This is a genomic window from Streptomyces sp. NK15101 (assembly GCF_020400725.1).
Classification (GTDB): Bacteria; Actinomycetota; Actinomycetes; order Streptomycetales; family Streptomycetaceae; genus Streptomyces.
Genome location: NZ_JAINVG010000161.1, coordinates 1 through 6,844, shown reverse-complemented (window position 1 = coordinate 6,844; position 6,844 = coordinate 1). Strand labels below are relative to the sequence as shown.

Sequence of the window (6,844 nt, the reverse complement as noted above, 5' to 3'; positions counted from 1 at the left end):
CGGGGGCCCCCCTGGGTGGGCCCTGTTGTGGGCGGCCGTCCCGCGGGGGGCCCCGCCGGCGAAGCCCCCGCCGTCGAGGTCCTGGACGGCCTGGCCGAGCTCGCCGAACGCCGCCTCCTGGACGCGATCTCCGCGCTCCCCCTCTCCCGGGCGGCGCACCCGTACAACGCGGACGCCCTCGCCCTCGCCGCCGGCGAGGGCCAGGACGCGCCCTGGCACCAGACCCGGCTCCTGCTGCGCCTGCACCGGTACGCCACCGAGGCCCTGCACACCGGCGGCGAACCCGACTCCCACCTGTACGAGGCCGCCCGGGCCCTCGACCGGCACCGCGACGCGGCGGAGGCGGCTTCGGCAGCGGCCACGGCGGCCCGCACCCCGCGGATCGCCCCGGCGACCGCCTACGCCCTGGGCGTCCTCCACGCCGACCAACGCCACGAGGTGGAGGCGGCGCGCTTCGCCTTCCAGCGCGCCTGGCGGCGGACGACGGCCCCGGTCCCATGAGCCCCCCCGACCCCGTCCTGGCGGCGGGCTGCGTCCTGTGGCGCCCGGCGGTTTCCGGCCACGGCATCGAGATCGCCCTCGTCCACCGGCCGAAGTGGGACGACTGGTCGCACCCCAAGGGCAAGCGGAAGCGCGGCGAGACGGCGGAGGAGTGCGCGGTGCGCGAGGTCCTGGAGGAGACGGGCCGGCGCTGCGAGCTCGGCCCGCGCCTGCCGACGGTCCACTACACGGTGGACGGCCGGCCCAAGGAGGTCGCGTACTGGTCGGCCCGGGCGCTGGACGGCGGCTTCGTGCCGACGAGGGAGATCGACGCCCTCGTCTGGCTCCCGCCGGCCACGGCCCGCCACCGCCTCACCCAACCGAGAGACCGAGAACTCCTGGACATGGCCCTCCCCACCCTCCACCCCTGAAAACCTCACCGCCCGCGTGGGCGCCACGCCCTCCTGGGCGGCGCCCCGGCCCACCCGCCGTGTGGGCAGTCGTCCCGCCGGGGCAGGGGGGTCCCCCTGCTCGAGCGAAGCCGAGAGCTTGGGGGAGGGTGGGCACACGGGACGGCGCCCGTAGCGGCGCCTCCGCGTCCCGAGCCTGGACCCGCACCACCAGGGAGCCGTGCGCAGGGTGCGGGGTGGGCGCCGCCCAGTGAAAGGGCCGCCCAGGACGGCCGCCGAGGCCCCACACCCGCACTTCCGACACGGTTCACTTCCCGTTCACCCTCCCCCGTCGACCGCTTCACCTGTTCTGCCTAATTTCGGCCTTACACGGTGCAAGGAGCACAGCAAAGCACCGACCAACCGACACACGCCGCCGTAGAAACGGTCAGGACACACGGTCCGCAGCTCCGCACAAGGCGGCTTCTGGAAGGAACACCCGAAAGTGAAGCTTTCGCGCAAGAACGGGCTTCGCGCCTCCGCGATCGGTGCCCTCGTCGTCTCCGGTGCGCTCGTCCTCTCGGCGTGTGGCTCGGACAACAACACGGAGACCCCGACCAAGGACGGCGGCACCAAGTCCTCCGCCGCCGCGTCGAACATCGCGTGTGACGGTGCCAAGGGCCAGCTCCTCGCCGCCGGCTCCAGCGCGCAGAAGAACGCGATGGACCTGTGGGTCAAGAACTTCCAGGCCGCGTGCTCCGGCGTCGAGGTCAACTACCAGGCCATCGGCTCCGGCGGCGGCATCACCAAGTTCAACCAGGGCCAGGTCGCCTTCGCCGGCTCCGACTCCGCCCTCAAGGACGAAGAGGTCGCCGAGTCGCAGAAGATCTGCAAGGGCGGCAAGGGCATCAACCTGCCGATGGTCGGCGGCCCCATCGCCATCGGCTACAAGCTGGACGGCGTGGACAACCTGGTCCTGGACGCCCCCACCCTGGCCAAGATCTTCGACACGAAGATCACCAAGTGGAACGACCCGGCGATCGCCAAGCTGAACCCGGGCGCGAAGCTCCCCGACACCACCATCCAGGCCTTCCACCGCTCGGACGAGTCGGGCACCACCCAGAACCTGGGCAAGTACCTCTCGGCCACCGCGAAGGCCGACTGGAAGTACGACCCGAAGACGAAGTCGTGGCCCGCCCCGGGCGGCCAGGCCGCCAACGGCTCCTCCGGTGTCGCCACCGCGGTCAAGGACGCCGAGGGCTCCATCGGCTACTTCGAGCTCTCGTACGCCACCGCCAACAAGATCTCCACGGTCAGCATCAACACCGGCGCCTCCGCCCCGGTCGCCGCGACCACGGAGAACGCCTCGAAGGCCATCGCCGCCGCCAAGATCAAGGGCACCGGCAGCGACCTGGCCCTCTCCCTCGACTACACGACCAAGGCCGAGGGCGCCTACCCGCTGACCCTGGTCACGTACGAGATCGCCTGCGACAAGGGCAACAAGGCGGAGACCCTGCCGACCCTGAAGGCGTTCCTCACCTACACCGCCAGCGAAGAGGGCCAGAAGGTCCTCTCCGAGGCCGGCTACGCCCCGCTCCCGGCCGAGATCGCGGCCAAGGTCCGCACGATCGTCCCCACCCTGTCCTGACCCCCGGCCGGGGGCGGCCCCTCACCTCCCGTGGAGGGGCCGCCCCCGGCATCCGGTGCACCGCCGCCAGGGCCCCCGTACTCGCGTACGGGACCCGCAGACCGGAGAAAACCGATGGCTACCACCACACCTGACATACAGAGGAGCCGGCGCGCCAAGAGCGCGACCCGCCCCGGGGACCGCATCTTCAGCGGCCTGTCCCGAGGCTCCGGCATCACCCTCCTCGTGATCATGGCCGCGATCGCGGTCTTCCTCACCTACCGTGCCGTCCTCGCCATCTCGGACGACAGCACCAACTTCTTCACCACCTTCGAGTGGAACCCGGCGGGCAGCCCGCCGGTCTTCGGCATCGCCGTCCTCGCCTTCGGCACCGTCGTGTCCTCGGTCATCGCGATGCTCATCGCCGTGCCCGTCGCGATCGGGATCGCCCTCTTCATCTCGCACTACGCGCCGCGCAAGCTGGCCAAGCCGCTCGCGTACGTGGTCGACCTGCTCGCCGCCGTGCCCAGCATCATCTACGGCCTCTGGGGCGCGATCTTCCTCGTCCCGTACCTGGACGGCCTCAACAAGTGGCTCGACCAGTACTTCGGCTGGACGTACATCTTCGACAAGTCCAGCGACGGCGTCGCCCGCAACCTCTTCACCGTGGGCATCCTGCTGGCGATCATGATCCTGCCGATCATCACCAACGTGACCCGCGAGGTCTTCCTCCAGGTCCCGCGGATGCACGAGGAGGCCGCCCTCGCCCTCGGCGCCACGCGCTGGGAGGTCATCCGCATGTCGGTGCTGCCCTTCGGCCGCTCCGGCATCATCTCCGCCTCCATGCTGGGCCTCGGCCGCGCACTCGGCGAGACCATGGCCGTCGCCGTGGTCCTCTCCCCCAGCTTCGTCCTCTCGGGCCACCTGCTCGACCCGGGCGGCGGCACCTTCGCCCAGAACATCGCCGCGAAGTTCAACGAGGCCAACGAGTTCGGCCGGGACGCGCTGATCGCCTCCGGTCTCGTCCTCTTCGTCATCACCCTGCTGGTCAACGGCGCCGCCCGCTGGATCATCGGCCGCCGCAAGGAGTACTCGGGGGCCGCGGCATGAGCCACGCCATACAGGAACGTCCGGTCTCGGTGGCCCCGCGCCGCGGGTCCCTCTCCCACGCCCGGCTCCCCCGCTGGACCCCGGCCGCCGTCGCCGCGGGCTCGATCGCCGCGGGCATCGGCATCGGCCTCGCCGCCGGCTGGCACAGCAAGGTCCAGTGGGGCCTGATCGCCGCGCTGCTCTTCGTCGTCGTCACCTTCGCCGTGACCACCAAGGTCGAGGGCCGCCGCCAGGCCAAGGACCGCGTCGCCACCAGCCTCGTCTGGGTCTGCTTCGTCCTCGCCGTCGTCCCGCTGCTCTCCCTCGCCTGGGTCACGATCAGCAAGGGCCTCGAAGTCCTCGACGGCTACTTCCTGACCCACTCGATGAACGGCGTCCTCGACGCCGAGGCCGGCGGCGGCGTCTACCACGCGCTGCTCGGCACCATCGAGCAGGTCGGCATCGCGACCCTGATCGCCGCGCCGATCGGCCTCCTCACCGCCGTCTACCTCGTCGAGTACGGCGGCGACAGCAAGCTCGCCAAGGCCGTCACCTTCTTCGTCGACGTCATGACGGGCATCCCGTCGATCGTCGCCGGCCTCTTCATCCTCGCCACCTGGAACCTGATCCTGGGCTTCGGCCCCTCCGGTTTCGCCGGCGCGATGGCCCTCGCCATCCTGATGATGCCGGTCGTGGTCCGCTCCACCGAGGAGATGCTCAAGCTCGTCCCGAACGAGCTCCGCGAGGCCTCCCTCGCCCTCGGCATCCCCAAGTGGCGCACCATCCTGAAGGTGGTCCTGCCCACCGCGATCGGCGGCATCACCACGGGCGTCATGCTCGCGGTCGCCCGCATCACCGGTGAGACGGCCCCGGTCCTGCTCCTCGTGTTCGGTACGAAGCTCATCAACCCGAACCCCTTCGAAGGCGCCCAGTCCTCCCTGCCGCTCTACGTGTACGAGCAGTACGCGGTCGGCACCGACGCCGCCGTGGCCCGCGCCTGGGCCGCCGCGCTCGTCCTGATCGCCTTCGTCATGATCCTCAACCTGGTGGCCCGCGGCATCGCCCGCTGGAAGGCCCCGAAGACCGGCCGCTGACCGCGGCTACATTGGAAGTAGTGATTCACATGGCCAAGCGAATCGACGTCAGCGGCCTCTCCGCCTACTACGGCGCCCACAAGGCGATCGACGACATCTCGATGACCGTCGAGCCCCGCTCCGTGACGGCCTTCATCGGCCCGTCCGGCTGTGGCAAGTCCACCTTCCTGCGCACCCTGAACCGCATGCACGAGGTCACCCCCGGCGGCCGCGTCGAGGGCAAGGTGATGCTGGACGACGAGAACCTGTACGGGACGAACGTCGACCCGGTCGCCGTGCGCCGCACGGTCGGCATGGTCTTCCAGCGCCCGAACCCCTTCCCCACCATGTCGATCTTCGACAACGTGGCGGCGGGCCTGCGCCTCAACGGCAGCTACAAGAAGTCGCAGCTCAGCGACATCGTCGAGCGCTCCCTCAAGGGCGCCAACCTCTGGAACGAGGTCAAGGACCGCCTCAACAAGCCGGGCTCCGGCCTCTCCGGCGGCCAGCAGCAGCGCCTGTGCATCGCCCGCGCGATCGCGGTCGAGCCGGACGTCCTGCTGATGGACGAGCCCTGCTCGGCCCTCGACCCGATCTCCACCCTCGCCATCGAGGACCTGATCGGCGAGCTGAAGGAGCGCTTCACGATCGTCATCGTGACGCACAACATGCAGCAGGCCGCCCGCGTCTCGGACCGTACGGCCTTCTTCAACCTGGCGGCCGTCGGCCAGCCCGGCAAGCTGATCGAGCTGGACGACACCGAGCGCATCTTCTCCAACCCGAGCGTCCAGGCGACCGAGGACTACATCTCCGGCCGCTTCGGATAAGAGCCCGTCTTGTGGTGCTGCATGGCGGTGCCACCGCAAGACGAAGGGCCCGGCTCCCCACGGGGGAGCCGGGCCCGACCACGTTCGAGAGCCGTTACCCGAAGATCAGCTGCACGACGTAGAAACTCACCGCGGCGACCAGCGCCGCCGCCGGCATGGTGATGAACCAGCCGAGGACGATGTTCTTGGCGACGCCCCAGCGCACCGCGTTGACCCGCTTGGTCGCGCCCACACCCATGATCGCCGAGGTGATGACGTGGGTCGTGGAGATCGGCGCCTTGAAGATGAAGGCGGTGACGAACATGATCGACGCGCCCGTCGTCTCCGCGGCGAAGCCCTGCGGCGGGTCCAGCTCGATGATCTTGCGGCCGAGGGTCCGCATGATCCGCCAGCCACCCGCGTACGTGCCCAGCGAGAGCATCACGGCACAGGCGATCTTCACCCACACCGGGATGGGGGCGTCGGCGCTCTGGACGTCGGCGATGACCAGGGCCATCACCACGATGCCCATCGTCTTCTGCGCGTCCTGGAGACCGTGGCCCAGCGCCATGCCGGCCGCCGAGACGGTCTGCGCGATGCGGAAGCCGCGCTTGGCCTTGTGCGGATTGGCCTTGCGGAAGATCCACATGATCGCGGTCATCACCAGGTAACCGGCGACGAGACCGACGACCGGCGAGAGGAACATCGGGATGACGACCTTCTCCAGGACGCCCGACCAGATGACCTCCGTGCCGCCCGCGAGCGCCGCGCCCACCATGCCGCCGAACAGGGCGTGCGAGGAGGACGAGGGAAGACCGAAGTACCAGGTGACCAGGTTCCAGACGATCGCGCCGAGCAGCGCGGCGAAGAGGATGCCCATCCCCTTGTCGCCGGTGGGCGTCTCGATGAGGCCCTTGCTGACGGTGTGCGCCACCCCCTGGCCGAGGAAGGCGCCCGCGAGGTTCATGACCGCGGCCATCGCCAGCGCCGCCCGGGGGGTCAGCGCCCGGGTCGACACCGAGGTGGCGATGGCGTTGGCGGAATCGTGGAAGCCGTTCGTATACGTGAAGCCGAGCGCGACACCGATGGTCACGATCAGAGCGAAGGTGTCCACGAAGCTCAGGACTCCTTGACCGCGATGGTCTCCACCGTGTTGGCCACGTGCTCGAAGGCGTCGGCGGCCTCCTCCAGCACATCCACGACCTGCTTGAGCTTCAGCACCTCGATGGCGTCGTACTTGCCGTTGAAGAGGTGGGCGAGCAGCTTGCGGTGGATCTGGTCCGCCTGGTTCTCGAGGCGGTTGACCTCGATCCAGTACTCGGTGAGGTTGGACATCGTCCGCAGGTTCGGCATGGCCTCGGCGGTCAGCTCCGCCGCCCG

7 protein-coding genes and 1 pseudogene are annotated in these 6,844 nt (G+C 69.9%); 6 read left to right on the top strand and 2 right to left on the bottom strand.

Going from position 1 to position 6,844, the window contains the following annotated elements; translation table 11 throughout:
* From K7G60_RS37840 to pstB, 6 genes and pseudogenes are all read left to right on the top strand, one after another.
* A pseudogene (locus K7G60_RS37840) lies at positions 1–501 on the top strand (metal-binding protein); the annotation flags it as partial.
* Positions 498–911 carry an NUDIX hydrolase gene (locus tag K7G60_RS37835; RefSeq protein ID WP_225805506.1) on the top strand — a complete coding sequence of 138 codons (414 nt, stop codon included), beginning with the start codon at positions 498–500 and terminating at the stop codon, positions 909–911. The pseudogene K7G60_RS37840 and the gene K7G60_RS37835, both read left to right, overlap by 4 nt.
* A 463-nt stretch (positions 912–1,374) precedes the next feature.
* Entirely contained in the window at positions 1,375–2,517 is a 1,143-nt protein-coding gene (gene pstS, locus K7G60_RS37830; protein ID WP_225805505.1) for a phosphate ABC transporter substrate-binding protein PstS, read from the top strand.
* A 114-nt stretch (positions 2,518–2,631) separates the two neighbouring features.
* Positions 2,632–3,606: a phosphate ABC transporter permease subunit PstC gene (gene pstC / locus K7G60_RS37825; RefSeq protein ID WP_225805504.1), complete on the top strand. Its 975-nt coding sequence runs from the start codon at positions 2,632–2,634 to the stop codon at positions 3,604–3,606.
* On the top strand, positions 3,603–4,679 hold the full coding sequence (pstA, locus tag K7G60_RS37820) for a phosphate ABC transporter permease PstA (protein ID WP_225805503.1): 1,077 nt from the start codon (positions 3,603–3,605) through the stop codon (positions 4,677–4,679). The genes pstC and pstA overlap by 4 nt, the downstream gene beginning before the upstream one ends.
* Positions 4,680–4,708: 29 nt before the next feature.
* The gene (gene pstB / locus K7G60_RS37815) at positions 4,709–5,485 is read left to right on the top strand and encodes a phosphate ABC transporter ATP-binding protein PstB (RefSeq protein WP_189806743.1); all 777 of its coding nucleotides are present in this window, start codon (positions 4,709–4,711) and stop codon (positions 5,483–5,485) included.
* A 94-nt stretch (positions 5,486–5,579) separates the two neighbouring features.
* On the opposite strand, the gene K7G60_RS37810 is transcribed toward pstB, so the two are convergent.
* The gene (locus K7G60_RS37810; protein WP_225805502.1) at positions 5,580–6,578 is read right to left on the bottom strand and encodes an inorganic phosphate transporter; all 999 of its coding nucleotides are present in this window, start codon (positions 6,576–6,578) and stop codon (positions 5,580–5,582) included.
* Between the two features lie 5 nt (positions 6,579–6,583).
* A partial coding sequence (locus tag K7G60_RS37805; RefSeq protein ID WP_225805501.1) for a DUF47 domain-containing protein occupies positions 6,584–6,844 on the bottom strand: 261 nt, incomplete at its 5' end.

Excerpts from the sequence above, each read along its gene's own strand:
- K7G60_RS37835 (WP_225805506.1), top strand. The coding sequence starts at position 498 with ATGAGCCCCCCCGACCCCGTCCTGGCGGCGGGCTGCGTCCTGTGGCGC.
- pstC (WP_225805504.1), top strand. The coding sequence starts at position 2,632 with ATGGCTACCACCACACCTGACATACAGAGGAGCCGGCGCGCCAAGAGC.
- pstA (WP_225805503.1), top strand. The coding sequence starts at position 3,603 with ATGAGCCACGCCATACAGGAACGTCCGGTCTCGGTGGCCCCGCGCCGC.
- pstB (WP_189806743.1), top strand. The coding sequence starts at position 4,709 with ATGGCCAAGCGAATCGACGTCAGCGGCCTCTCCGCCTACTACGGCGCC.